Origin of the sequence: Hansschlegelia sp. (assembly GCF_035538955.1) — a bacterium.
GTDB lineage: Bacteria > Pseudomonadota > Alphaproteobacteria > Rhizobiales > Methylopilaceae > Methylopila.
The window spans coordinates 312682-334536 of sequence record NZ_DATLJK010000009.1 but is presented as its reverse complement, the minus strand read 5'-3'; the positions used below and the strand labels follow the sequence as shown (position 1 = coordinate 334536).

At 69.4% G+C, this 21855-nt stretch carries 25 protein-coding genes; 16 read left to right on the top strand and 9 right to left on the bottom strand.

Going from position 1 to position 21855, the window contains the following annotated elements; all coding sequences use genetic code 11:
* Window positions 1–139 precede the first annotated feature (139 nt).
* The 7 genes from VM780_RS06170 to VM780_RS06140 all read left to right on the top strand — a co-directional run bounded on the left by VM780_RS06170 (window position 140) and on the right by VM780_RS06140 (window position 6890).
* Window positions 140–1105, top strand: a complete 966-nt coding sequence (locus tag VM780_RS06170; protein WP_325446194.1) for a sulfonate ABC transporter substrate-binding protein — start codon at window positions 140–142, stop codon at window positions 1103–1105.
* Entirely contained in the window at window positions 1102–2274 is a 1173-nt protein-coding gene (gene ssuD / locus VM780_RS06165; RefSeq protein ID WP_325446192.1) for an FMNH2-dependent alkanesulfonate monooxygenase, read from the top strand. The genes VM780_RS06170 and ssuD overlap by 4 nt, the downstream gene beginning before the upstream one ends.
* On the top strand, window positions 2271–3704 hold the full coding sequence (locus VM780_RS06160) for an FAD/NAD(P)-binding protein (protein WP_325446190.1): 1434 nt from the start codon (window positions 2271–2273) through the stop codon (window positions 3702–3704). The genes ssuD and VM780_RS06160 overlap by 4 nt, the downstream gene beginning before the upstream one ends.
* A gap of 191 nt (window positions 3705–3895) precedes the next feature.
* Window positions 3896–4858: an MBL fold metallo-hydrolase gene (locus tag VM780_RS06155; RefSeq protein ID WP_325446188.1), complete on the top strand. Its 963-nt coding sequence runs from the start codon at window positions 3896–3898 to the stop codon at window positions 4856–4858.
* 91 nt (window positions 4859–4949) lie between these two features.
* Window positions 4950–5729, top strand: a complete 780-nt coding sequence (locus VM780_RS06150; RefSeq protein ID WP_325446186.1) for an NAD kinase — start codon at window positions 4950–4952, stop codon at window positions 5727–5729.
* A gap of 48 nt (window positions 5730–5777) precedes the next feature.
* The gene (locus tag VM780_RS06145; protein ID WP_325446184.1) at window positions 5778–6323 is read left to right on the top strand and encodes a response regulator; all 546 of its coding nucleotides are present in this window, start codon (window positions 5778–5780) and stop codon (window positions 6321–6323) included.
* A gap of 12 nt (window positions 6324–6335) precedes the next feature.
* Entirely contained in the window at window positions 6336–6890 is a 555-nt protein-coding gene (locus VM780_RS06140; RefSeq protein WP_325446182.1) for an Hpt domain-containing protein, read from the top strand.
* A gap of 12 nt (window positions 6891–6902) precedes the next feature.
* On the opposite strand, the gene VM780_RS06135 is transcribed toward VM780_RS06140, so the two are convergent.
* Together VM780_RS06135 and VM780_RS06130 are read right to left on the bottom strand one after the other, a co-directional pair.
* Entirely contained in the window at window positions 6903–8042 is a 1140-nt protein-coding gene (locus VM780_RS06135) for a DUF2336 domain-containing protein (protein WP_325446180.1), read from the bottom strand.
* Window positions 8039–9103: a lytic transglycosylase domain-containing protein gene (locus tag VM780_RS06130; RefSeq protein WP_325446178.1), complete on the bottom strand. Its 1065-nt coding sequence runs from the start codon at window positions 9101–9103 to the stop codon at window positions 8039–8041. The genes VM780_RS06135 and VM780_RS06130 overlap by 4 nt, the downstream gene beginning before the upstream one ends.
* Before the next feature lie 130 nt (window positions 9104–9233).
* Between VM780_RS06130 and VM780_RS06125 the strand changes: the two genes are divergently transcribed.
* Window positions 9234–9962, top strand: a complete 729-nt coding sequence (locus tag VM780_RS06125; RefSeq protein WP_325446176.1) for an aldolase — start codon at window positions 9234–9236, stop codon at window positions 9960–9962.
* 6 nt (window positions 9963–9968) lie between these two features.
* Here the strand turns inward: VM780_RS06125 and VM780_RS06120 are convergent, their stop codons facing one another.
* Window positions 9969–10565 carry a flavin reductase family protein gene (locus VM780_RS06120; RefSeq protein WP_325446175.1) on the bottom strand — a complete coding sequence of 199 codons (597 nt, stop codon included), beginning with the start codon at window positions 10563–10565 and terminating at the stop codon, window positions 9969–9971.
* Window positions 10566–10567: 2 nt separating this feature from the next.
* The gene (locus VM780_RS06115) at window positions 10568–11137 is read right to left on the bottom strand and encodes a nitroreductase (RefSeq protein ID WP_325446174.1); all 570 of its coding nucleotides are present in this window, start codon (window positions 11135–11137) and stop codon (window positions 10568–10570) included.
* A 250-nt stretch (window positions 11138–11387) separates the two neighbouring features.
* On the opposite strand from VM780_RS06115, the gene VM780_RS06110 reads away from it, so the two are divergent.
* The gene (locus VM780_RS06110; protein ID WP_325446172.1) at window positions 11388–12269 is read left to right on the top strand and encodes a class I SAM-dependent methyltransferase; all 882 of its coding nucleotides are present in this window, start codon (window positions 11388–11390) and stop codon (window positions 12267–12269) included.
* A 53-nt stretch (window positions 12270–12322) separates the two neighbouring features.
* Window positions 12323–13501, top strand: a complete 1179-nt coding sequence (locus VM780_RS06105; protein ID WP_325446170.1) for a hypothetical protein — start codon at window positions 12323–12325, stop codon at window positions 13499–13501.
* Here the strand turns inward: VM780_RS06105 and hisI are convergent.
* Both hisI and folE read right to left on the bottom strand, forming a co-directional pair.
* A complete protein-coding gene (gene hisI, locus VM780_RS06100; RefSeq protein WP_325446168.1) occupies window positions 13498–13956 on the bottom strand; it encodes a phosphoribosyl-AMP cyclohydrolase in 459 nt (152 codons plus the stop codon). The genes VM780_RS06105 and hisI overlap by 4 nt on opposite strands.
* Before the next feature lie 46 nt (window positions 13957–14002).
* Window positions 14003–14653: a GTP cyclohydrolase I FolE gene (gene folE, locus VM780_RS06095; protein ID WP_325446166.1), complete on the bottom strand. Its 651-nt coding sequence runs from the start codon at window positions 14651–14653 to the stop codon at window positions 14003–14005.
* Between the two features lie 184 nt (window positions 14654–14837).
* Here folE and VM780_RS06090 point away from each other — a divergent pair, with 184 nt between their 5' ends.
* From VM780_RS06090 to thrS, 3 genes are read left to right on the top strand one after another with little or no spacing between them, the layout of a single operon-like run.
* Entirely contained in the window at window positions 14838–15275 is a 438-nt protein-coding gene (locus tag VM780_RS06090) for an iron-sulfur cluster assembly scaffold protein (protein ID WP_325446164.1), read from the top strand.
* Complete coding sequence (yidD, locus tag VM780_RS06085) at window positions 15272–15619, top strand: membrane protein insertion efficiency factor YidD (protein WP_325446162.1); 348 nt, start codon at window positions 15272–15274, stop codon at window positions 15617–15619. The genes VM780_RS06090 and yidD overlap by 4 nt, the downstream gene beginning before the upstream one ends.
* Window positions 15620–15675: 56 nt before the next feature.
* Window positions 15676–17691 carry a threonine--tRNA ligase gene (thrS, locus tag VM780_RS06080; protein ID WP_325446160.1) on the top strand — a complete coding sequence of 672 codons (2016 nt, stop codon included), beginning with the start codon at window positions 15676–15678 and terminating at the stop codon, window positions 17689–17691.
* 28 nt (window positions 17692–17719) lie between these two features.
* On the opposite strand, the gene VM780_RS06075 is transcribed toward thrS, so the two are convergent.
* The 3 genes from VM780_RS06075 to VM780_RS06065 form a co-directional block, all read right to left on the bottom strand.
* The gene (locus VM780_RS06075) at window positions 17720–17962 is read right to left on the bottom strand and encodes a hypothetical protein (protein ID WP_325446158.1); all 243 of its coding nucleotides are present in this window, start codon (window positions 17960–17962) and stop codon (window positions 17720–17722) included.
* Between the two features lie 23 nt (window positions 17963–17985).
* Window positions 17986–18417 (bottom strand): CBS domain-containing protein, encoded by a 432-nt coding sequence (locus VM780_RS06070; protein ID WP_325446156.1) that lies wholly within the window; start codon window positions 18415–18417, stop codon window positions 17986–17988.
* A gap of 84 nt (window positions 18418–18501) precedes the next feature.
* Window positions 18502–19311 (bottom strand): rhomboid family intramembrane serine protease, encoded by an 810-nt coding sequence (locus tag VM780_RS06065; RefSeq protein WP_325446153.1) that lies wholly within the window; start codon window positions 19309–19311, stop codon window positions 18502–18504.
* 216 nt (window positions 19312–19527) lie between these two features.
* Between VM780_RS06065 and VM780_RS06060 the strand changes: the two genes are divergently transcribed.
* The 3 genes from VM780_RS06060 (at window position 19528) to VM780_RS06050 (ending at window position 21836) form a co-directional block, all read left to right on the top strand.
* Window positions 19528–20136: a PAS domain-containing protein gene (locus VM780_RS06060; RefSeq protein WP_325446151.1), complete on the top strand. Its 609-nt coding sequence runs from the start codon at window positions 19528–19530 to the stop codon at window positions 20134–20136.
* 92 nt (window positions 20137–20228) lie between these two features.
* Window positions 20229–20825 carry a PilZ domain-containing protein gene (locus VM780_RS06055; protein ID WP_325446149.1) on the top strand — a complete coding sequence of 199 codons (597 nt, stop codon included), beginning with the start codon at window positions 20229–20231 and terminating at the stop codon, window positions 20823–20825.
* A gap of 375 nt (window positions 20826–21200) precedes the next feature.
* Window positions 21201–21836, top strand: a complete 636-nt coding sequence (locus VM780_RS06050) for a transglutaminase-like cysteine peptidase (RefSeq protein ID WP_325446147.1) — start codon at window positions 21201–21203, stop codon at window positions 21834–21836.
* Window positions 21837–21855 lie beyond the last annotated feature (19 nt).

Sequence of the window (21855 nt, the reverse complement as noted above, 5' to 3'; positions counted from 1 at the left end):
GCGACGGCCGCGCGGCCAGCGCCCCGGCCGGGAACCGGCGCCGATGTAGCGGGCGCCTTCCCGCGGCGGCCGAGGCCGCCGCCCCCGCCTGATCATCAAGCACAGAACGGCTCATGCGCCGTCTTCAGGAATCCACCAGATGACGAAGCTTTCCCGCCTCATCCGCCTCTCCCTCGCGGCGACGCTGCTCGCCGCCGCCGCAGGGGTTCCGGGCGCTTCCGCGGCCGACCGCGTCCTGCGGATCGGCTACCAGAAATACGGCACCCTGATCCTGCTGAAGGGCAAAGGCACGCTCGAAGAGAAGCTCAAGCCGCTCGGCGTGACGGTCAAATGGGCCGAGTTCCAGTTCGGCCCGCCTCTGCTGGAGGCCGTCAACGCCGGCGCGATCGACTTCGGCACGACCGGCGAGGCGCCGCCGATCTTCGCCCAGGCGGCGAGCGACAAGCTGGCCTATGTGGCGAACGACCCGGCCTCGCCCCGGGGCGAGGCGATCCTCGTCCCGAAGGACAGCCCGATCCGGACGTTGGCCGACCTCAAGGGCAAGAACATCGCGGTCGCGAAGGGTTCGAACAGCCACTACCTGCTGGTGAAGGCTCTCGAGAAGGGCGGCGTCCCCTATTCCGACGTGACGCTCTCCTGGCTTGCTCCGGCCGACGCGCGCTCGGCCTTCACGCGCGGATCGGTCGACGCCTGGTCGGTGTGGGACCCCTACTACGCGGCCGCCGAGGCGGCGGGCGCGCGGGTCCTCGCCGACGGGACCGGCATCGTCGAAAACCACCAGTTCTTCCTGACCTCGCGCGACTACGCGAAGGACAATGAGGACGTGCTGCGCGCCGTGCTCTCCGAGTTGCGTTCGGTGGAGGAGTGGGTCGCGAAGGATCCGCAGGCGGCCGCGGCCGAACTCGCGCCGCTTGTCGGCATCCCGGCGCCGCTGCTCGCCGCCGCAATCTCCCGCCAAGGATTGGGCGTCCAGCCGGTCACGCCCGAGGTCGCCGCCGCCCAGCAGCGCATCGCCGACACCTTCCTCAAGCTGAAGCTCCTGCCGAAGCCGATCGTCGTCGAGGACGCCGTCCTGAAGCTCAAGACCGCGGAGATCGCAAAATGAGCCGCCACGCCGCACATCAGGCCAACGTGCTGTGGTTCCTGCCGACCCATGGCGACGGCCGCTATCTCGGCTCGGCGAAAGGCGGCCGCGCCGTCGACCTCGGCTATCTCACGCAGGTCGCGCAGGCCGCCGACCGTCTCGGCTATTTCGGAGTCCTGCTGCCCACCGGCAAATCCTGCGAAGACAGCTGGGTCGTCGCCTCGGCGCTCGCGCCGCTGACGCAAAACCTCCGCTTCCTCGTGGCGGTGCGGCCCGGCCTGCAGTCGCCCACGCTGGCGGCGCGTATGACCGCCACCCTCGACCGGATCTCCAACGGCCGGCTGCTGATCAACGTCGTCACCGGCGGCGACCCGGTCGAGAACGCCGGCGACGGCGTCTTCCTCGACCATGACGAGCGCTACGAGGTGACGAACGAGTTCCTCGAGATCTATCGCGACCTGCTGCGCGGCAGGACCGTGAATTTTGACGGCGAACACCTGAAGATCGAAGGCGGCAAGCTGCTGTTCGAGCCGCACCAGAAAGACGGCCCGCCGCTCTACTTCGGCGGCTCGTCCCCCGCGGCCACCAATGTGGCGGCCGCTCTCGTGGACAAGTACCTGACCTGGGGCGAGCCCCCGGCGCAGGTCGCGGAGAAGATCGCAGGCGTGCGGATGCTTGCGGACCGCATCGGCCGGAAGGTCACCTTCGGCATCCGCCTGCACGTGATCGTGCGCGAGACCAACGCCGAGGCGTGGGACGCCGCCGACAGGCTGATCAGCCAGGTCGACGACCAGACGATCGCGGCGGCCCAGAAGGTCTACGCCCGGATGGATTCGGTCGGCCAGCAGCGGATGGCTGCGCTGCATGGCGGACGCCGGGACAAGCTCGAGGTCAGCCCCAATTTGTGGGCGGGCGTCGGCCTCGTGCGCGGCGGCGCCGGAACCGCGCTGGTCGGCGATCCCCAGACCGTCGCGGCGCGCATGAAGGAGTACATGGCGGCGGGCGTCGACACCTTCATCCTCTCCGGCTACCCGCACCTCGAGGAGGCCTATCGGGTCGCGGAGCTGGTGTTCCCGCTGCTGCCGCTCGCGACCGAGGCGCGCAGCCAGCGCGTTCCGATCAATATGGGCCCGTTCGGCGAAACGATCGCGAACGATGCGCGGCCAGAATTGCGGGTCGCCGAGTCGTGAGCGGGACCCAACCTCGCCCAGGACCGTCGCGCGAGCGGCCGCTGGTCGCGGTGATCGGCGGCGGCTTCGCGGGCGCCGCCCTGGCCTATCAACTGGCCCGACGGGCGCCGGACGTCTTCCGGATCGTTGTCGTCGAGCCAAGGCCGCAGCTCGGCGGCGGCCTCGCCTATTCGACCGGGGACCCGGCGCACCGGACCAACGTTCCGGCGTCGCGCATGACCTTCCTCCAGTCCGACCCCTGCCACTTCGACCGCTGGCTGAAGGCGGACGCGGCGCTGCGGGACGATCCCGACGCGACGCTGCCGGACGGCCGCGCCTTTCCGCAACGAAGCGTATTCGGCCGCTACGCCTCCGAAACGATCGAGCCGTTCCTCCTGAGCGGGGAGATCGAACATCTCTGCGACCGAGCGACGGCTGTGCGTGAGACCGGTGAAGGCTATCGGGTCGAGTTGGCCGGAGGCGGCGCCGTGGAGGCGGATTTCGTAGCTCTTGCGGCCGGCCATCCTGCGCCGGCCGCCCCGCCGCCGCTCGCGCATTTCGCCGGCGATCCGCGGTTGATCCAGGACCCCCTGACCGGCGAGGCGCTGGACCGGCTGCGACCCAACGCTCGGCTGCTGATCGTCGGCTGCGGGCTCACGATGGCGGACATCGTGGCTTCGCTGGACGCGCGCGGACATTGCGGCCCGATCCGCGCGATCTCGCGACGAGGTCTTCTGCCGCGTCCGCACGCCGAGGCGCCGGGCGAGTTTGGCGCGTTCGCCAAAGCCCCCAGCCGCACGGCCCTGGCTCTTCTGGGCCACGTCCGAAAGACGATCCGCCTGGCTGAAGCCGAAGGACGTCCCTGGCAGCACGTCATCGACGCCTGTCGGGCTCAGGGGCGCGCGATATGGGCGGCGCTGCCGTCCTCCGAGCGGCGTCGGTTCGTGCGGCGGCTGCGGCCGTTCTGGGACGTCCATCGCTTCCGCATCGCGCCGCAAACGAATGCCGTGCTGCAGCGCCGACTTCGCGACGGCGGCCTCCGGGTGGACGCCGCTCGGATAGTCGAGGCGAAAGCGAAGGACGCCGCGATAGAGGTGACGATCCGCCTTCGGGGCGGTCGGCTCGAGATGGCCGAATTCGACGCCGTGGCGCTTGCGACAGGCCCGGCGCACCGCAGCCTGATCGATACCGACCCATTGTTCTCCGACCTGTACAGAAACGGCCTGATAACGCTCGACGAGGTCGGGCTGGCGTTCGCAGTCGACGGACGAAGCCACGCGCTCGGCCGCGACGGCCATGCGCAACCGACGCTTTGGATCGCCGGGCCTCTTGCGCGGGGCGCGTTCGGCGAGCTGATGGGACTGCCGGAGGTGGGACGGCACGCGGAGGAAGTGGCGGGGGACATCATCCGCACCTACGCGCGGGAACTCGCGGACGCGCGCGTCGCGTAAAGGCCGCGCCAAGGTTGAGGCTCCGACGGAAGGGCCTATCTGGCAGCTCTCGCGGCGGAGCCGCGTCACGCAAGAGTGACGCTCCGCGCCGGAAGGCCGATTGTGCCGGCCGGGAGCCCTGATTATCCCGAGTTGCGCAGAACCGACGGCCCGGCCGTCCGCGAACGCGGGAGAGTGACGAGATGACCGCCATGTCGCGCAGAACGATTCTGGCGGCCGCCGCCGCCTCGGCGGCCTCCGGGGCCGTGGCCGGAAGCGCGAAGGCGGCCGCGCCCGCCGCCGGCCGGCAGGCGCCCGGCGTCTACCGCTACAATGTCGGCTCGTTCGAGGTGACGGCGCTGACCGACGGCGTCGCCCGCCGGCCGCTCGATGGGTCCTTCGTCCGCAACGCGCCCGTCGAAGACGTCAAAGAGGCGCTGGAGCAGGCGTTCCTCGGAACCGAGAAGGTGCCGATTCCCTTCACCTGCGTGGTGGTCAACACCGGCGGCAGGCTCGTGCTGATCGACGCCGGCACGGGCGGCTTCCTGGCCCCCACCGCAGGTCAGCTCTACGAGAACATGGCGGCCGCCGGCGTCGACCCGAAGGCGATCGACGTCGTCCTGATCTCGCATTTCCACCCCGACCACATCGCCGGCCTGAGGCTCAAGGACGGAACGGCGGCCTTCCCGAACGCCGAAGTGATGGTTCCAGAGGCCGAGTGGGCGTTCTGGATGGACGACGGCCAGATGAGCCGCGCGCACGCCGCATTGCAGCCGGCGTTCAAGATGGTCCGGCGGGTGTTCGAGCCGATGACCAAGGAGGTCCGCAAATTCGAGCGCGACGCTGAGCCGACCTCCGGCATCACGGCGCTGCCGGCGCCCGGACACACGCCGGGCCACACCGCTTTCCGCCTGAGCTCCGACGGCGCGGACCTGATCATCTGGTCGGACGTGACCAACCACCCTGCCCTGTTCGTCCGCAATCCGGGCTGGCACGCCGTGTTCGATATGGACGCAGAACTTGCCGAGGCGACGCGCCGGCGGATGTTGGACCTCGTGGCGGCGGACCGGCTGCCGGTCGCGGGCTATCACTTTCCATTCCCGGCCGTCGGCCACATCGCCCGGCGCGGCACGAATTACGAGTTCGTTCCCGAAATGTGGAACCCGGCGCTCTGACCGCCGCAACCGACGCCGCCGATGGACGAACGCCGCCGGCGCCGTGTAAGCACGGCCGGCCCGAAGCCCTCTCGAGCCCATCCCGATCCCCATGACTGCGAACCGCCCGGTTGAACGCATCGCCTTCACGGCGAGCGCCGCGGAAGACGCGCAGGCGGCGCGCGCCGCCCTCGCCGCCCGCTATGGCGAAGTCCCGCTCGACGAGGCCGAAGTGGTGGTCGCGCTCGGCGGCGACGGGCAGATGCTGCTGACGCTGCATGAGGTTATGGGACGCGGCCTGCCGATCTACGGCATGAATCGCGGCTCAGTCGGCTTCCTGATGAACGAATACTCGGAGGACCGCCTGCCGGAGCGGATCGCCGCCGCCGAGCGGGCCGTGATCCACCCGCTGACGATGCGGGCGCGCGACTGCGAGGGCCGGGTTCACGTCGCCAAGGCGATCAATGAAGTCCAGTTGTGGCGGCAGACCTACCAGGCCGCCAAGCTCCGCATCGAGGTCGACGGCACGGTGCGGCTCGCCGAACTGACCTGTGACGGCATCCTGGTCGCGACCCCGACCGGGTCGACGGCGTACAACCTTTCGGCCCACGGCCCCCTGCTGCCGCTTGCGAGTCCGCTGCTCGCGATGACGCCGATCTCGCCGTTCCGTCCGCGGCGGTGGCGGGGCGCGCTGCTGCCGGACCGGGCGGCCGTCGCGATCGAGGTTCTCGAGCACGAGAAACGGCCGGTGGCGGCGGTGGCGGACAACAGCGAGTTCCGTCACGTCCGGCGGGTCGAGATCGCGCTCGACCGCAAGACCAGCCTAACGATGCTGCACGATCCCGGCCACGGGCTCGACGAACGGATACTGGCCGAGCAGTTCGGCTGGTGAGACCGCAAACCGCTCGTTAACGACGTTCGGCGATCATCTCCAGCTGAGATGGTCCGCGTCGATTTCACCAAGCTTCGCATCCTCGTCGTCGACGACAACGCGCATATGCGCCGCATCGTCCGGACGCTGCTGCACGGATTCGGCTCGCGCGAGGTCTATGAGGCCGAGGACGGCGCGTCCGGGCTCGAGATGTTCACCACCCATCTGCCGGACATCATCATCGTGGACTGGTCGATGCCGATCTTCGACGGCATCGAGCTCACCAACATGATCCGCCGCCCGGACAGCGCGGTGAACCCTTACGTGCCGATCATCATGCTCACCGGCCATTCCGAGAAGAGCAAGGTGATGCGGGCCCGCGACGCCGGCGTGACCGAGTTCCTCTGCAAGCCGATCTCGGCCAAGTCGCTGCACCAGCGGCTGCTCAACTGCGTGCTGAACCCCCGGCCCTTCATCAAGACTCGCGACTATTTCGGCCCGGATCGGCGCCGAAACATCTCGGGCGTGTACAGCGGTCCCGAGCGTCGCGCGTCGAACGACGCCATGGTCGCCGACCCGGCGGCCAAGCGGCTGCGCGACAGCGCTTTGTCCTGAGGCGAAACCCAGATGCCGCAGACGCCCCTCGATCCACCGCTCGACGTGGAATGGCGTAAGGTGGACGCCGAAGTTTTCTCCGACCACACCGTGCTGCACCCGCCGAACCGCCTGAAGGATCGGGCGACGCAACTCGTCGGGCCCCGCGATCGCGGCGAGGCCGAGGCGATCCATCGCGCCGAACGCGCGCTCGGCATGCTGTCGCAAGAGTTCGGCTCCTGGATGGACACAGAGATCGAGCGCCTCGAGACGGCGCGCAAGGCGCTTTCGGAGCAGCCGTCGCTCGAGGCGGTCGACGGGCTCTACCGGGTCGCCCACGACCTGCGCGGCCAGGCGGCGACGCTTGGCTATCCGCTCGCGGGCGAGATCGCGGAGGGGCTGTGCGTCTTCATCGAGCGGCTAGAGGGGGCGCCACCGCCGCAGCCGCTGGTGGACCGCCACGTCGAGTCGATCCGCGCGATCGTGCGGCAGGAGGTGCACGGCCGGGATGATCCGCTCGGCGCGATGCTCACGCGCCGGCTCGCCCAGTTGCGCGACCAGTACGCGGCGGCAGGGCAGACCGCCTAGGACCCGCAGCCGTCAGGCCGCCCGGGCGACGTGGGACGGCTCGAAGCCGCGACGCGACTCCTCGCGGGCGGCTTCGGCAGCGAAGCGACGAAGCAGAGCGCGCATCGCCTCGACGTCGGCGTCCGCGCCCTCGCACGCGCTCAGCGCGCGTTCGACCATGCGGCGGGACAGCGCCGCGCCTCCGAGCGCCGAGCCGACGAATCCGGCCTCACGCGCCGCCGCGAGCGCGGCCCGGAAGATCGGCAACGCCGAGATCGGAAATCCCGCCGCGCGGTACAGCGCCTCGAAGCCGCGGCCTTCGAAATCGCGCACGAAGCCCGCCACGCGGCGCGCCGGCTGCCCGCTCAGCGTCGCGAGCGAGGCTTCGAACAGCGCGAGATTGCCCGAGAGCAGCGCCCGCAGCGCGAGACTGGGCGAAAACTCGCCGCGCTCGGAGAGGTGCCGCACGAAGCGGCCGGCGTCGTCCGATTGCGCCGCGATCGCGAGCGCGCCCCGGTCGCAAGCCTCATCGGCCGCACGGCGCGCCCGATCCGGCCGGAGCCAGCCGCACTCCGCCACGAACGCCGACAGCGCCTGCGCGACGGACCGCATCAGAATCTGCCGCAGCTCGACGCCGACCTCGTCATGGGCCAGCAGCGCGTCCCGCACGGCGCCGTCGCCGCCATGCCGCTCCGCCATGCGGGCGGCGGCGGAGCGCGTCAGCCGCGCGCCCGGGTTGCGCAGCAGGGTCTCGCAGGCGCGCGCGGAGCCGACCTCCGCGATCGCGGCCGCAAGCGGACCCGAGACCACGCGACGACCGGCGATGGCGATCTGCGCGCGGAGCTCGCCAAGCGCCACCAGATCGACGAGCTCGATGTCAGTGAGGACCGGCGAGCGCGCGAGCACCGGCTGGGCCACGTCGGCCGCGTCCTGCGCAAGCGAGAGCATGAGCGCATGCGGCGCCTCGGGAGAGGCCGCCAGAGCTTCGGCGATCGCGCACCGGACCGCGATGTTCGGATCGTCGAGGCTGCGGGTGAGAACCGCCTCCACTTCGTCGCGCACCTGCGGCTCGAGATCGCCATGCAGCCAGGAGCGCGCGAGCGCTCCGGCAGCCTCGGCGCGCAGATGGGCCGGAGCGGCTGCGGCCCATTCGAGATAGCGTTCGACGATCATCTGCGGGCGATCCGTTGCGGCGCGGGAGAAGAGGCGGACGGCGCGGCGAGGTGGATTTTCAGGAATGACGGCGCATCGGCCGGAGAGGCCGCGCTGCGTGAGGAGGGCTCCGCCTGCGCAGCGGCGGCTGGGAGAACGGCCGCCTGGGCGACGCTCGTCTGCTGCGCCTCCTCCGAAGCCGAGGCGCGCCGGCGGCTGGCCGACGCGGTTCCGGCGGAGCCGGCGCCGGCCTGCGCGACGGGCGCGGCATCGGAGACCAGGCCAGCAGCGCCAAAGGACGACCAGGCCTGCGCCACATAGGCGGAAACCGGCGACCGCCGCCCGGTCTTGAACAGCGAGTGGAAGGGAGCGGCGTCATCCTCCACGCCGCCGTTGAAGGGACCGTAGCGGTCGTCCTGGCTGGCTTCCTGGAGCGCCAGCGCCGCCGGCGCCGCGGGCGTCGCACTCGGAACCTCGCCATGGGCGGCGGTGATGCGGGCGTAGACCTCGGACACGGTGCGGGGCCGGCCCTTGTCGAAGAAGATCGCGCGGTTGGCGGAAGCCTGCGTCGGGAAGGCGTCGGCGGCCGACGCCGTCGGGACGTTGGTCGCGAGGTTGACCAGCTGGATCGCGCCCTGCGCGCCAAGGAAATGCGCGGCGTAGAGTTCGCCGCCGGTCGCCGGTCGGCCGAGGGCGGAGCTCAGCGTGTCGGCGTTGCGACGGGTGAAGGCGCCGGCGAGCAGCGCCGAGGCGGTCGGATCATCGCGCAGGGCGAGCAGTTCGGCGCGGCGCGCGGGGTCGCTGACGACGTAGCGCCCGGAAGCTGTGCGGGAGACATCAGCGGCTTCGTCGGAGAGGCCGAGGCTAGGGCCGTCCTCCTTGAGGACTTGCAGCCAGGTCTGATCGATGAACTGGAACAGCCCGCGGGCCGAGGACGTCGGCGCCTTGGCGGCCGGATCCAGCGAGGACTCGCGCTTCGCCGTCTGCAGCAGATAATCGAAGCTTGCGCCGGTCGCCTGCGCGGCTTTCCGAAGCGCGGCCGCCACGCCTCCCGCAGCGTCCGCCGGGGTGATGAGCTGCATTCGCCTGTGCTCGCCGACCGGCGCGTTCCGCGCCCTTGCGCCGCCTCCGGGCGACGTCCGGGAACGATGCGGCCGTTATGGTAAACCGGCCGTTAACACGCCTCTCAAGCGCCTGTGAGACCTTGGCAACATGGCCGTCGCCGCCCGCCCGCCTCTCGCTTTGCGCCGCTGGCTCATCCTGCCTCCGGAGGAGGTCTCGGAGGCGGCTCTCCGGGCCGGGGCCGAGGCGCTCATCCTCGATCTTCCGGGGACCAGGCTGACGCGGGGGCACGCCCGGGCGCGGCTGGCGCAAATCGCCCGGACGGCCGCAGTTCCGCTTTACGCACGGCTCGACCCTGACGGGGAGGTGGAGATGGAGGCGGACATTGCGGCCGCCGCTGAGGCGCGCCTGAGCGGCCTGGTGCCGGCCGGCGCGGCGTCGGGCGCCGAAATCCAGCGCCTGGGCGCGCTGCTGGCGGTCGCGGAGGCCCGGGCCGGCCTCGCCGACGGGGCTCTGACGGTCCTGCCATGCCTAGACAGCGGGGCCGGCCTGCTGCGGCTCGCGTCTCTGCCAGGCGCCAGTTCCCGCCTGGAGGCTTTGCTGTGGGACGGCGAATCGCTCGCCCGGGACGTCGGAGCGGAAGCCGCGCGCGATCCGGACGGACGCTGGACGGGGTGCTGTTCGACTGCGCGCGGGCTCGTCCTGGCGGCTGCGGCGGCTGCGGGCGTGCCGGCGATCGACGCGCGCTTCAGCGGCGGCGCCGGCGACCCCTTCCGCCGCGAGGCGGAGGCGGGGCGGCGGGACGGGTTCAGGGGCAAAGTCGCGTGTGACGCAGCTCAGCTCGCCGCGTTGCAGGCCGTGTTCGCGATCTCCGCCTGAACCGCGTCAGCGGGGCCGCTTCATTGCGAACATCTCGAACACAGCCGCATAGTCGAGATAGCCACAGCGCGCCACGGCGCCTTCACGCGCCGTATCGAACAGGCCGTCGGTCAGCGCAGCGTCGTCGATATGGACGCCGACCACCTGCCCGGTCACGACGAACCGCCCGACGGAGCGCCCGGTCAGGTCGCTGAGCTCCGTGACGCTCAGCACCTTGCACTCGAGCGCCGCGGGGCTGAGGGCGACGCGCGGCGGCTTCACCAGCCGGCAGGGCGCAGCCTCGAGGCCGGCGCGCTCGAACTCGCTCTCGCCAGCGGCGAGCGGTGCCGAGCTCGCGTTCATCGCGTCCTTCAGGGCGAAGCTCACGAAATTGCAGACGAACTCGCCCGTCGCCTGAGCGTTCGCGACCGAGTCCTTCCAGCCCGCGGAGGAGAACATCACGATCGGCGGGTCGTCGCAGACGCCGTTGAAGAAGCTGTAGGGCGCCAAATTCGGCCGCCCCTCGGCGTCGACGGTCGATATCCATCCGATCGGGCGCGGCGCGACGATCGCCTTGAACGGATCATGCGGCAGGCCGTGGCCGCTCCCGGGTTCGTAGAACATCGTCACGCGCTCCAGCGGGCGACGATCTCCGAAAGCGCGGGGCGCGGCCGGTCCGGCAAGCGCTCGGTGGGCGTGCCGATATGAATGAAGCCGGCGAGCTTCTCGTTCGGCTCCAGGCCGAGGATCGCCAGCGCGCGCGGTTCATAGGCGGCCCAGCCCGTGACCCACTGTGTCCCGTAGCCGAGCGCGTTGGCGGCGACCGAGAGGTTCATGCAGACGGCGCCGGCGGAAAGCACCTGCTCCCATTCCGGAATCTTCACATGCGGCGCGGCGCGGCTCACCACCGCGACCACCAGCGCGGACTGGGAAAACGCGTTAGCCTGCTGCTGCACGCGGCTGTCGGGAACCTCCGGGTCGAGCTCCTTCAGCAGCGCGGCGAGCCGCGCCCCAAGCGCCGCGCGGGCGTCTCCCTCGATCAGGATGAAACGCCACGGGGCGAGCTTGCCATGGTCCGGGACGCGCGCGGCGATCGTCAGCATGCGGTCCAGTTCGTCTGTCGAAGGCCCGGGCTCGGCGAGCGCGTTCGCGGGCACGGACCGGCGCGAGCCGAGCAGGTCCAGGGTCTCGTTCATGACCTCTCCTGAGGAGACGCCGCCGATTGAGGCCGGCGGGGCGCTGCGGGGACCAAGCCTTTAGCCATGTTCGGCGGCCGCGCCAACGCAGGCAGGCGCAGGCCTCGCCTTCTCATCCCGCGTCGCGGCGTGTACATCAGGCTCGCTCCGGCTTCGGCCGCGAGCGCGTTGCTCCCTCCGCAGGGCCCGAACCATTCCGCATCTCCCACGACCGCGCTGTCCGATCACGGGCCGTCCCGCGGCTCGCCTGGTGCAGTGGATCAGCGCCGATCTGCTGATCGACCTCTGGCGCATCATGCTACGCGTCGACGCACGCCCCAGCTTTCGCGGCGCGCCGCGCATCGGTCTGTGGGAATCTCCGACCGGACTCCAGTTTTTCCACCCGCCGCGCGCGGGCGACGCGGCGTTCTACCGCGCGCTTTATGGGCGACTCGGGCGCCGCCGGTTCCCGAGCGCGAAGCGCCCGCGCGGCGAGTTCGCGCTCGCGGCCGCTCATGTTCGCGACGGTGACAGGGTGCTCGACGTCGGCTGCGGCTTCGGGGCTTTTCGCCATGCGATCCCGCGGGCGGACTACACAGGGCTCGATCCGCACGTGGAGGGGGAACCGCACGCCGGATGGTTTCGCGGCGAGACGCTCGAGCGGCATCTCGAGAGCCATGAGGGCGCCTATGACGTCGTCTGCGGCTTTCAGGTGCTGGAGCACGTCGAAGATCCGCTCGGCATGCTGAAGCAGATGTCGCGCGCGGTCAGGCCCGGAGGCCGGGTGATCGTGGCGGTTCCGCACGTGCCCTCGGCGCACACGCGGATTCCGAACTACCTGATCGGCTGCATCCCGCATCACCTCACCTGGTGGACGAGCGACGCGCTCGACGTCGCGGCCCGGAAGGCGGGCCTCGTCAACCCGGCCGTGCAGCGCGTTCCGTGGACGGCGGTCGACGGGCTCGTCTACTGGATGGCGCGCCTGTCGCCGATCAAATGCCAAGATCGCCACTACCGGCACGCCTGGTCCTGGCATCTCGCGAGCGCCGTCAGCTTCCTCGCCGGCTACGTCGCCTGGACAGTCCGCCCGACCCCGCCGCAGGGCGCCGACGAAGGCGCCTCGCTGATGCTGGTCGCGGAAAAGCCTGCGTGATCGATCGAGGGTCGAACTTGCCAGGCGTCACGGCCGGTGGCATCGCTCCATGCATGAGCCGCATCCTGCATCGCGTCTTGGCGTCCGCGCTGCTGGCGGCCAGCGTCCAGGCGCCTGCCTCGGCCCAGGATCGCGGGCCGCCCGGCGCGCCTGCGGCCAACCGCGCCCCGGCGCCCGTGCTGCCCGGGCGGGAGACCGGCGGCGGCCTGATCGGCGGCACGATCTCCGGCCGGATGAACCTGATCGGCCCCGGCCCCGCCGATCCGCGTCAGCGCGAACTGCAGCCGGCAGACCGCGTAGCGCCGCCCTCGATGTTTCTGCCGGAGCGGCTCGACAAGGTCGATCCCGCGATCGTCGACGGCGTCCGGCTGCCGAAACTCGACCCGACAGGTCCGCTCACGCCCGTCCATCCCGCGGCGCCGGCGACCGCGCCGGCTTCCAAGGAAGTCGCGCTGCCGCCTGCGGCGCCGATCGTCAAGGAGCCGCTGTTCCTGTCGGCCGCCTTCGACGAGAGCGGCGCGAAGATCCCGGGCGGGGTCAAATGGCGCGTGTTCACCGATCAGCCGGACGCCAACGGCGAACACCTTCTGGTCGCGGAATCGAGCGAAGCCGAGCCTCGCTTCGATCTCGACCCCGGCAACTACATCGTGCACGCGGTGTATGGGCTGGTGAGCGCCGCCAAGTTCGTCACCGTCCGGGCGAGTCAGCCCTCGACCCAGCGCATGATCCTGAAGGCCGGCGGCGTAAGGCTGTCCGCCTATGTGGGCGACTCCAAGCCGCCCGATGGCGACGTCACCTTCACCCTGTCGCGCGATGAAGGGGGCCTCGCCCAGAAAGTGGCGGATCACGTTCGGCCGGGCACGCTGCTGCGCCTGCCCGCCGGCGCCTATCACGTCGTTTCGAACTATGGCGACGCCAACGCGATCGTGGAGGTCGACCTGCAGGTGCCCTCGGGCAAGCTGGTGAACGCGCAGGTCCACCACAGGGCAGCGCCGGTGACCCTCAAGCTGGTCGACCGGCCAGGCGGACGGGAGCTCGGCAACACCTCCTGGACGATCCTGACGCCGGGCGGCGACGTGATCCGGGATTCGATCGGCGCGCTGCCGCGCATCCTGCTCGCCGAAGGCGACTATACGGCGATCGCCCGGCATGACGGCCGCATGTACCAGCAGAGCTTCGCCGTGAAAGCCGGCGTCGCCGCGGCGGTGCAGCTCACCACCGAGGGCGGCTAGGCTTTCGGCGTCTTGTAGACCGCGCCGGGCTCGAACAGCCGCTCGCCCTCGACCAGGGTCAGCGCGCCTGACTCGTCAGGGCCGACGGCGACCTTACGGTAGAAGCAGGATTTCCGGCCGGTGTGGCAGGCCGCGCCGGTCCCGGCCACCTCGACCGACAGCCACAGCGCGTCCTGATCGCAGTCGACGCGAAGCTCGACCACCTTCATCTGGTGGCCGCTCTCCTCGCCCTTGCGCCAGAGCTTGCCGCGCGACCGAGACCAAAAATGCGCGACGCCGCTCTCGATCGTGGCCTGGAGCGCCTCGGCGTTCATATGCGCGAACATCAGCACGCCGCCGGCGCGGGCGTCGGTGACGATCGCCGCCACGAGGCCGTCGCGGTCAAACCGCGGCGTCAGGCAGAAGCCCTCCTCCAGCTCCTCATGGGAACCGGGGGGCGGGAAGGCTGAAGTCATCGGGGCGCGGCTGAAAGAGGAACGAGGAGCGCCGCGCGCGTGCGCGTCAGCGGGACGAGTGGGCGGCGCGAACCAGCGTGATGAACCGCACCTGCTCGGCGGGATCATCCTGGAAGACGCCGGTGAACTGGGTGGTGACGGTCGACACGCCTTCCTTCTGAATGCCCCGCATCGACATGCACATGTGCTCGCCTTCGAGCATCACGGCGACGCCGCGCGGCTGCAGGTGCTCGTCGATCGCGGCCACGATCTGCGCCGTAAGCGCCTCCTGCGTCTGCAGGCGCTTGGCGTAGGTGTCGATCACCCGGGCGATCTTGGAGAGGCCGACCACGCCGTTGGCCGGGTAATAGGCCACATGGGCCTTTCCGTAGAACGGCACCATGTGGTGCTCGCAATGCGAGAAATACGGGATGTCGCGCAGCACGACCATGTCGTCGTAGCCCTGCACGTCCTCGAACACCCGCTCGAGATCCTTGGCGGCGTCCTGGGCGTAGCCGCCGAACAGCTCCGCATACGCGTTGACGACCCGCTTCGGCGTGTCGATCAGGCCTTCGCGCGTGGGGTTGTCGCCGGCCCAGGCGATCAGCGTGCGGACCGCCGCCTCCGCCTCTTCGCGGGTCGGCTTGCGGAACGTCTGATGACCCTTGGGGGCCGGGATCGGCACGCGTGCGAACGGGTGCTGTACGACAGCGTCCATGGGCTTCCTCTTCGGAGGGCTTTCAGCCCCCTCAACGCCACCGGCGGATCTCAACCTGAACTCCCGGAACGAGGGCTCCGACAGAACATGGCGAGGCCCGCCGACGCAGCTTATATAATGGACCCGCGCCGCCGAACAATCGATCCGGCGGCCAAAACGCCATCGGCTCACCGCCGGGATCGCCATGATTGACGACATCTACAATCGCAGAATTCTTGAGCTCGCCGCCGAGATTCCGCGGCTCGGCCGGCTCCCCGCGCCGGACGCGAGCTCGACCCAGCACTCCCGGCTGTGCGGCTCGACCGTCACCGTGGACCTCGCCTTCGACGGCGAAAGGGTCACGGACTTCGCCCATGAGGTGCGGGCCTGCGCGCTCGGCCAGGCGTCGTCCTCCATCATGGCCCGGACCGTGGTCGGCCGCACCGCGCAGGAGTTGCGCGACGTCCGCGAGGCGGTGCGCAAGATGCTGAAGGAGAACGGCCCCGCGCCGGCCGGCGTCTGGGAGGATCTGAAGGTCCTGGAGCCGGTGCGCGACTACAAGGCCCGGCATGCCTCGACTCTGCTGACGTTCGACGCCGTCGTGGATGCGCTCGACCAGATCGAGGCCAAGCGCGCGGCGTGAGCGAGGCGCGAACCAGATGGCTGCGGCGCGCGCCGCGCTACGCGCTGCGCCTGCCGATCCTCGCCTATCGGTACTCGCTTTCCATGCTGATCGGCCGGCGCTGCCGTTATCTGCCCACCTGCTCCGAATTCGCCGACGAGGCGATCGCCCTGCACGGCGCCTGGGCAGGCGGCTGGATCGCCGCGGGTCGCGTCTGCCGCTGCCATCCCTGGGGCGGATCGGGCTACGATCCCGTGCCGCGGGAATTGCCTCCAGGCGCCCGCTGGTCTAGGCCGTGGCGCTATGCGGCGGGGGTAAAAAGCCCCCGTTGCGAAGCCGCCGGCGACGGCCGGCAGACTGCCTGACCACCACCTGAAGCGCTTACCTGCATTCGTAGGCAGCGAGTGAGCGGAGAACGCATATGCCCCTCGTCACCTTTCCGGACGGCGCCCAGAAATCCTATGAGGCCGGCGTCACCGGCGCGCAGATCGCCGGCGAGATCTCGAAGTCGCTGCTGAAGCGCACCGTCGCGATGGCGCTCGACGGCCAGGTCGTGGACCTCGCCGACCCGATCGAGCGCGACGTGCGCATCGAATTCCTCGACCGCAACGATCCGCGCGCCCTGGAGCTCATCCGGCACGACTGCGCGCATGTGCTGGCCGAGGCGGTCCAGACGCTGTGGCCGGAGACCCAAGTCACGATCGGCCCGGTGATCGAGAATGGGTTCTATTACGATTTCGCCCGCGACGAGCCCTTCTCCACGGACGACCTCGCGGCGATCGAGGCCGAGATGCGCCGGATCATCGCCCGCGACCGGCCGTTCACGAAGGACGTCTGGAGCCGCGATCGGGCCAAGGACTGGTTCGCCGCCAAGGGCGAGACCTTCAAGGTCGAGCTGGTCGACGCCATTCCGGCGGACCAGACGATCAAGATGTACGCGCAGGGCGAGTGGATGGACCTCTGCCGCGGCCCGCACATGACGTCCACCGGCAAGGTCGGCGACGCCTTCAAGCTGATGAAGGTCGCGGGCGCCTATTGGCGCGGCGACTCGAACAATCCGATGCTCCAGCGCATCTATGGCACGGCCTTCCCGGACCGCGCCGCGCTCGACGCTTACCTGCACATGCTCGAGGAGGCGGAGAAGCGCGACCATCGCCGCCTTGGTCGCGAGATGGACCTGTTCCACTTCCAGGAGGAAGGCCCCGGCGCGGTGTTCTGGCACCCCAAGGGGTGGACGCTGTTCCGCACCCTGATGGACTATTCGCGCCGCCGCACGGCGGGCTCGGGCTTCGTCGAGGTCAACACCCCGCAGATCCTCGACGCGTCGCTGTGGCAGACCTCCGGCCACTGGGACTGGTATCGCGAGAACATGTTCGTCACGGAGACCGAGGACGAGCGCGTCTTCGCGATCAAGCCGATGAACTGCCCGGGCCATGTGCAGATCTTCAAGCACGGCCTGAGGAGCTATCGCGAACTGCCCATCCGCATGGGCGAATTCGGGATCGTGCACCGTTACGAGCCGTCCGGCGCGCTGCACGGCATGATGCGGGTGCGCGCCTTCACGCAGGACGACGCGCACATCTTCTGCACCGACGAGCAGTTCATGGCCGAGACGCTCGCGCTGAACGAGCTGATCCTGTCGATGTATTCCGATTTCGGCTTCGACCGGATCGTCCTGAAGCTCTCGACGCGGCCGGAAAAGCGCGTCGGTTCGGACGCGCTGTGGGATCGCGCCGAGCAGGTGATGGGCGACGCACTCAAGGAGATCTCGTCGCGCTACGGCAACCGGGTCACGACCGCCGTCAATCCCGGCGAAGGGGCGTTTTACGGTCCGAAGTTCGAGTATGTGCTGCGCGACGCGATCGGCCGCGACTGGCAGTGCGGCACCATCCAGGTCGATTTCAACCTGCCCGACCGTTTCGGGGCCTTCTACATCGGCGCCGATGGCGAGAAGCACGCGCCGGTGATGATCCACCGCGCGATCTTCGGCTCGCTCGAGCGCTTCACCGGCATCCTGATCGAGCATTTCGCGGGTCACTTCCCGCTCTGGCTCGCGCCCGTGCAGGCGGTGGTGACGACGATCACTTCGGAGGCGGACGGATACGCGGCGGAAGTTGCGGCGGAGCTCCGGAAGGCCGGGCTGCGGGTCGACCTCGACCTGAGGAACGAGAAAATCAACTACAAGGTCCGCGAGCACTCGCTGGCGAAAACGCCGGTGCTGGTCGTGGTCGGCCGCAAGGAGGCCGAGACGCGCCACGTCTCGATCCGCCGCCTCGGCTCGCAGAACCAGACGCCGATGTCGCTCGACGAGTGCGTCGCGAGCCTCACCGCCGAGGCGACCCCGCCGGACGTCCGGCGCGAGCGGCTCGAGCGCCAGGCGGAGCATGCGCCCGAGGGGCGGCTGCCGGAGACGGCGGAGGAGTTGCTGGACCTGTGAGCTTCACGGGCTCCAGCGCCCGCTGTTGTCAGCTCAGCAGAACCCCCACGACGATCAGAAGCGCCCAGATCAAGAGGCCGACCAACACAGCGAGGTCATGGCCAATGAGGATGGTTCCGTCCGCCCGGCGGCCCATCCCGATCGCATTGATCGCCGAGCGCTTCTCGTCTCGCCGTGCCGCCGCGACGCGGCCGATCGTCATGATCGGCAGGACGATGCGCGCGGTCCAGTAGTCCGGCCAAGCCAGCACAAACTGGACTATTTCGTCCAATCCGGCGCCTCAGGCGCTCGGCCTTACGCCGTCGCGATGTAGTCCCGCATCGCCGAGGCCTCGGCCTCGATCTGGTCCATGCGGTGCTTCACCACGTCGCCGATCGAGATCATGCCGGCAAGCCGGTTTCCGTCCATGATCGGGACGTGGCGGAACTTACCGTGGGTCATGCGGTCCATCAGCTCGTCGACCGTGTTCTCGAAATGACCGGTGACGACGTCGCGGGTCATGAAGTCGGAGGCCGGGCGGTCGAGCGCGTCGCAGCCATGCGCGGCGAGCGCGCGGACCACGTCCCGTTCCGTGAGAATGCCGGAGAGCCCGTCCGCCCCGTCATCGACGACGACGGCGCCGATGCTCTTCTCAGCGAGCGTGCGGATCACGTCGGAAACGAGGGCCTTGGGCGACACGGTGACGACGCTGCTTCCCTTGGTCGCGAGAATGGCCTTGACGCGCATGTCCTGTCCTCCCTGCTCGCCGCCCGCCGGGCGGACGACGCGGTGTTCTAGGGCCGGATGTCGGACGGCGGTTGTTCTTTATCCTTATGGCCGGCCTGCAGCCCCAGTCCCGTCATCATGAGGGGCGTCTCGCGAGGGTGGCAAGGCTTCAAAAGTCTCTTGCGACGAAGGGCGGATGCCGCTCGGCGCCGGATCGAACAGCGGGAACAGCAGGAGTCCCGCGATGAAACCGCCAATATGGGCCTGCCAGGCGACGGTGGCGTCGCCGAGGCCCAGCGTGACCGAGCCGAGGCCGAACAGCGCATTGGCCCCGAACCAGACGAGCAGGAAGACGACCGCCTGCGGGCGGCGCAGCGTGACCCGCAAGGGCTCGGCCGGAACCCTGAACGCCTCTCGCCCGCCGCGGCGGAACACGTCGAGCGGTCCGCCGGCTTCGAACATGAAGCGCATCGCGGCCGCCATATGGCCGGAGATCGCGGCTGAGGCGCCGACGACCGGCACGGCCTGCCCGAAGTGGAAGGCCAAGTGCGTGGCCGCGCCCGCCGCCGCCGTCAAGGCCGAAAATGCGAGAAACCGCGCGGTGCCGAACCGCCAGGCCAAAGCGCTGCCGAAAGCCAGCAGCCATACACCGTTGACCACAAGGTGGGTGAGATTCCCGTGGAGAAAGGCATAGGTCACGAAGGTCCAGACCTTCGCCCCCTCCCCCCCGAGCAGCTCATCGGCGTATGGAAAGGAGGGATCGTACCGGCCCGGGATGAAGGCGAAGCGGAGCAGCACCGCAAGGTCCGCGTCGTCGCTCAGAAAGAAGCGGACGAGATGGATCGCCGCCAAAACGGCGAGCGTCACGGTGATCACGCGCGGAGCGTTGAAGGCCGGCTGATGGTCGCGGGGCAAGGGCTGGGGTCGGTCTCTCGAGATCGGGCCGGTCCCGTCTCGGACGCGCCACACGCAAGTGCTCGCCCGAAGTTCGGGCGATTGCAAGGCGAGGCTCACGGAGGCCAGCGAAGAATGGCACGGCTCCTGCTCAACGGTCTGTTAACCGCTTGTCGCCGCCCGGCTCGTGCCGAAGCGGGACAGGCGACGCAGATCAGACCGTGTGAGAGCGTCACCATGAAGGCCATCACGACGAAGGAGCTGTTCGGGTACTGGAACCGTCTGCGCGGCGCCCGGGCGGCGCCGGAGCGTTCTGACGTCGACCCGGGCGAGATCCGCTCGATCCTCGGCGACACCTTCATCCTCGAGGCCAACGGCGCCGCCGGATACCCGTTCCGGCTGTCCGGATCGCGGATCTGCGCCATCACGGGACACGAGATGCGCGGCGAGCATTTCCTGTCGCTGTGGCGTGGACCGGATCGCGCCACCCTGCTCGGCGCCCTCGAGACGGTGTCGGACGACGCCGCCGTGGCGGTGCTGGGCGCGCAGGGGACGACCGATCTTGGCCGGCGGGTGGATCTCGAGCTCGCGCTGCTGCCGCTTCGCCACCGCGGCCGCACCCATGCGCGCATCCTGGGCTCGCTCGCCCCGGTCGAGACGCCCTACTGGCTCGGGGCCTGCCCAGTCACGCGGTTCGATCTGAGCTCTCTCCGGATGATCTGGCCAAGCGGCCGGAATCGCTCCTTCTCAGACCCCTCGCCGGAGCCCGTCACTCCTGCGCCGCATGCGCTCGCCGGGCTTGGTCGCCGGATCGGCCGCTTTCTGGTCTTCGACGGCGGCAGGTGAGCGGGCGAGTTACGCCGCGTTAACGGCGTTCCTTTAGATTCGAGGAAGGCGGCTGGCTCTGGCCGGCGTCACCCATCCTCGAAGGCCCTTCGATGTTTTCGTTGAAGATGCCGCTCTCCGACGAGCGTCGCCGCCATCAGCGGGTCAAGGTCGCGCTGCTCGGGCGATACATGCTCACGTCCCGGCGCGAATATCCGTGCCAGACGCTCGACATGTCGCCGGGAGGCCTGGCGCTGATCGCCCCGGTGCCGGCGCAGCCCGGCGAGCGCGTGGTCGCCTATCTGGATCACATCGGACGCATCGAAGGCGTCATGGTGCGGCCGATCGCCAACGGCTTCGCGATGACGGTCACGGCGACGATCCGCAAGCGCGACAAGCTCGCCGCCCAGCTCACCTGGCTCGCCAACCGCAGCATCCTGGGCCTGCCCGAGGATCGCCGCCACGAACGCCTGGTGCCGCGCAACGCGCGCTCGGTGCTCATCACCGAGGACGGTGCGGAGCACGAATGCCGGGTGATCGACGTCTCGCTGTCCGGCGCAGCGATCAACATCAACCTCGATCTGCCCATCGGGACCCCGGTCACGCTCGGCCGCACCGCCGCCCGGGTCGTGCGCCACTTCGAGCGCGGCCTTGCGGTCGAGTTCACCCGGACCCAGAACCTGGAAGCTCTGCAGGAGGAGTTCGGCTAAAGCCGCTCTTCCATTCCGCGCTCTTTCAAAACGCCGCCCTTCGGGGCGGCGTTTTTCGTTTTCGCGTCGCCCGAGTCGCCGCCGCGGGCTCGAAGACAGCGCGCGCCTGAACGGCCATTCACGATCATGGTTTACGAGACGTAAAACGACCCTGCCGAAACCGGCCGCGCGTTAACTTTTCGGTCGCCAAGTCGACGCCTCATCTTCTTGACGTCTTGCCTGTTGGTAAACAAAGTCTCCTATGCATCTATAAACAACTCATTTCTCAATCGTTGCCAAAGTACAAATCTCGTTCCTAAAACACAGAACTTCGACTTAGATCGACAGCAAATCGGATGTGAGACTTTTGCTCCCGGGACAGGACGGGAGTTCGAAATGCTTATCCGGGGCAAGATTAAGTCGATTTACTTCTTGTTTGGACTGGTTGCGGGCGGATTCACCATCTCCGGCGCGCAGGCCGCGGGCGCCATCACGGTCGCTCTGGCGACGCCGATGCAGGTCGAGGGATCGGCGAAGTCGCCGATCGGCTGGATCGACTTCTGCAAGACGCACTCGGCCGATTGCGACGTGAAGGCCGCGCGGCCCGCCCGCGTGCATCTCACCGAGGCGCGCTTCAAGGAGCTCGACGCCATCAACCGCAAGGTCAACACGACGATCGCCCCGGTGACGGACCAGGAGCTCTACGGCGTCGAGGAGAAGTGGACGTATCCGGTCGATAAGGGCGACTGCGAGGATTACGTCCTGCTCAAGCGCCGCATGCTGATGGACGCCGGCTGGCCGCGCCAGGCGCTGCTGATCACGGTCGTGCGGGACCTCAAGGGCGATGGCCATGCGGTGCTGACGGTCGTCACCGACCGCGGCGACTATGCGCTCGACAACCAGGCCGACGACGTCAAGCCGTGGTTCGAGACCGGCTACACCTACATCAAGCGCCAGTCGCAGATCGACCCGAACGTGTGGGTGCTGCTCGGCGACGGCATCGGCCCGGTGGGCGTCGCCACCGCCCCGTAAGCCGCAGCCGCAAGGAACG

Bases quoted from the DNA above. Each gene is read 5' to 3' on its own strand.
- VM780_RS06170 (WP_325446194.1), top strand. From the start codon at position 140: ATGACGAAGCTTTCCCGCCTCATCCGCCTCTCCCTCGCGGCGACGCTG.
- ssuD (WP_325446192.1), top strand. From the start codon at position 1,102: ATGAGCCGCCACGCCGCACATCAGGCCAACGTGCTGTGGTTCCTGCCG.
- VM780_RS06055 (WP_325446149.1), top strand. From the start codon at position 20,229: ATGTTTTCGTTGAAGATGCCGCTCTCCGACGAGCGTCGCCGCCATCAG.
- VM780_RS06090 (WP_325446164.1), top strand. From the start codon at position 14,838: ATGATTGACGACATCTACAATCGCAGAATTCTTGAGCTCGCCGCCGAG.
- VM780_RS06070 (WP_325446156.1), bottom strand. From the start codon at position 18,417: ATGCGCGTCAAGGCCATTCTCGCGACCAAGGGAAGCAGCGTCGTCACC.
- VM780_RS06050 (WP_325446147.1), top strand. From the start codon at position 21,201: ATGCTTATCCGGGGCAAGATTAAGTCGATTTACTTCTTGTTTGGACTG.
- VM780_RS06125 (WP_325446176.1), top strand. From the start codon at position 9,234: ATGGCCGTCGCCGCCCGCCCGCCTCTCGCTTTGCGCCGCTGGCTCATC.
- VM780_RS06135 (WP_325446180.1), bottom strand. From the start codon at position 8,042: ATGATCGTCGAACGCTATCTCGAATGGGCCGCAGCCGCTCCGGCCCAT.
- VM780_RS06105 (WP_325446170.1), top strand. From the start codon at position 12,323: ATGAGCCGCATCCTGCATCGCGTCTTGGCGTCCGCGCTGCTGGCGGCC.
- VM780_RS06140 (WP_325446182.1), top strand. From the start codon at position 6,336: ATGCCGCAGACGCCCCTCGATCCACCGCTCGACGTGGAATGGCGTAAG.
- VM780_RS06145 (WP_325446184.1), top strand. From the start codon at position 5,778: ATGGTCCGCGTCGATTTCACCAAGCTTCGCATCCTCGTCGTCGACGAC.
- VM780_RS06115 (WP_325446174.1), bottom strand. From the start codon at position 11,137: ATGAACGAGACCCTGGACCTGCTCGGCTCGCGCCGGTCCGTGCCCGCG.
- VM780_RS06120 (WP_325446175.1), bottom strand. From the start codon at position 10,565: ATGTTCTACGAACCCGGGAGCGGCCACGGCCTGCCGCATGATCCGTTC.
- VM780_RS06130 (WP_325446178.1), bottom strand. From the start codon at position 9,103: ATGCAGCTCATCACCCCGGCGGACGCTGCGGGAGGCGTGGCGGCCGCG.
- folE (WP_325446166.1), bottom strand. From the start codon at position 14,653: ATGGACGCTGTCGTACAGCACCCGTTCGCACGCGTGCCGATCCCGGCC.
- thrS (WP_325446160.1), top strand. From the start codon at position 15,676: ATGCCCCTCGTCACCTTTCCGGACGGCGCCCAGAAATCCTATGAGGCC.
- VM780_RS06150 (WP_325446186.1), top strand. From the start codon at position 4,950: ATGACTGCGAACCGCCCGGTTGAACGCATCGCCTTCACGGCGAGCGCC.
- hisI (WP_325446168.1), bottom strand. From the start codon at position 13,956: ATGACTTCAGCCTTCCCGCCCCCCGGTTCCCATGAGGAGCTGGAGGAG.
- VM780_RS06155 (WP_325446188.1), top strand. From the start codon at position 3,896: ATGTCGCGCAGAACGATTCTGGCGGCCGCCGCCGCCTCGGCGGCCTCC.
- VM780_RS06060 (WP_325446151.1), top strand. From the start codon at position 19,528: ATGAAGGCCATCACGACGAAGGAGCTGTTCGGGTACTGGAACCGTCTG.